Genomic DNA, 1,715 nt, shown 5'->3' on the forward strand with positions numbered 1-1,715 from the left:
CTAAGACAGCTTGAGCGCGACGCCGAAAAGCACCTCGGACTGTACTACGCGGAAGCCTTAGAGATGGCTTACGAGAACATTCGGGATGATGCCCGGAAAGCCGTGCGCGGAGTTCGGTCCATTGCCCAGCAGTCCCAGCGGAAGGAGGCGTGATGGAAGTGGCCGCCCTGTTCGTTGAGACGGACGGGACCTATTTCGGCGTGCCTGGCGTGCAGCCGTGGGATGAGCCCCGGGATGCGAGGACCTACGCCGGCCCGTTGCCCGTCGTCGCGCATCCCCCCTGCCAGCGCTGGGGCCGGTATTGGCACGGCGCCCCGAATAAGCCCCACCAGTTTCGCCTGGGCGAGGACGGCGGATGCTTCGCCGCGGCGCTAACCGCGGTGCGCAATTACGGCGGCGTGATTGAACATCCCGCTGATTCCCACGCCTGGGCATGGTTCGGCCTGCGCAAGCCACCCAAGGCCGGCCGCTGGGTTCGGGCCGACGCTCTGGGCGGCTGGACCTGCCACGTGGAGCAAGGCCACTACGGCCACCTGTCGCGCAAAGGGACGTGGCTCTATGCCTGCGGGACCGAACTGCCGGAACTGAAATGGGGCCGCTCCCCTCAGCGCATCCACCCCCGTGCCATTGAACTGCACGGCTACGAGAAGGCCAGGCGCATCGGAATGATGGCCATGGTCGGCGGCAAGGACAAGACCCGCATCCGCAATGCCACGCCTCCCGAATTCCGCGACGTGTTGCTGGCCATCGCCCGCAGCGCCGGCACACCCATCAACAAGGAACTGGACATATGACCGACAAGAACAACGCCCCGCAGCCCTTGCTGACGGACGAAGAGATTAACGCCGCCTGCGACTGGCCGGCATCCAACACCACAATGCGAGCCGAGAATGACCGAGCGATGGCGCGGGAAGTCGAGGCGGCCGTGCTGCGCAAGCTGTCCAAGCTGCGCGCCCCTGTAGCCGATGAGCGGGCGGCGTTCAGCCGTGCGGAAATCTCGTTTCCGCTGACGATCCCCGAAAACCGCGTGTATCTGGCCGGGCCGATGACGGGGTACAAGGACCACAATTTCCCGGCATTCCACGACGCTGCTGAATGGCTGCGTGGGTTTGGCATGGAAGTAGTGAACCCTGCCGATCATGGCTTGGTAGATGGCCTGGGGTGGGCCGACTATATGCGCTGGGATTTGGTCAAACTGGCGGGCTGCCATTCCGTCACGGTGCTGCCGGGGTGGGAGAAATCAAAGGGGGCCAGCCTGGAAGTCTCTATCGCGCAGGCGCTGGGGATGCCGGCCTTCACCATTGAAGGCGCACCCCTGGCAAGCGCCCCTGTAGCCGAGCCGGAGACGATGGAAGAAATCCACCGCCGCGAACGTGAGCGCGCTCCCTGGGTTTTGCCGAAAGACCCGACGCTACCAGTTAGCGTCCCTGTAGCAGATGAGCCTACCAAGCCGCGCCCACCGATGCTGCGCATTCCTGGCGTCCGTGAGGATGTATTGCGCCGAGCGGCTGAGCGCATAACAAGCGCCCCTGTAGCCGGGGAGGCGCACACCGCTTTGAATGAATGGTTCGACAAGACCGACTTCATCCAGAAGCGGATCGCGTCCGGCGAGCTGCCCGTGAAGTATCTGGGCTGGCACCGCGCCGACGTGATGCGCGATTTGATCGAGCAGCCTCGCCCCTCGGATGACAAGCTTTGGGATCAGACGCTGGCCG

The 1,715-nt window shown here is 64.4% G+C and carries 2 protein-coding genes; both read left to right on the top strand.

Annotation, left to right across the window (positions count from 1 at the left end; all coding sequences use genetic code 11):
• The first annotated feature begins 152 nt into the window (after nt 1-152).
• Nucleotides 153-794 (top strand): hypothetical protein, encoded by a 642-nt coding sequence (locus tag CEY09_RS31710; RefSeq protein ID WP_088591675.1) that lies wholly within the window; start codon nt 153-155, stop codon nt 792-794.
• A partial coding sequence (locus CEY09_RS31715) for a DUF4406 domain-containing protein (protein ID WP_208625090.1) occupies nt 791-1,715 on the top strand: 925 nt, incomplete at its 3' end. The genes CEY09_RS31710 and CEY09_RS31715, both read left to right, overlap by 4 nt.

The sequence above is a fragment of the Achromobacter marplatensis genome (assembly GCF_002209535.1).
In the GTDB taxonomy this organism is placed as follows: Bacteria; Pseudomonadota; Gammaproteobacteria; order Burkholderiales; family Burkholderiaceae_B; genus Achromobacter; species Achromobacter marplatensis.

Bases quoted from the DNA above. Each gene is read 5' to 3' on its own strand.
- CEY09_RS31710 (WP_088591675.1), top strand. From the start codon at position 153: ATGGAAGTGGCCGCCCTGTTCGTTGAGACGGACGGGACCTATTTCGGC.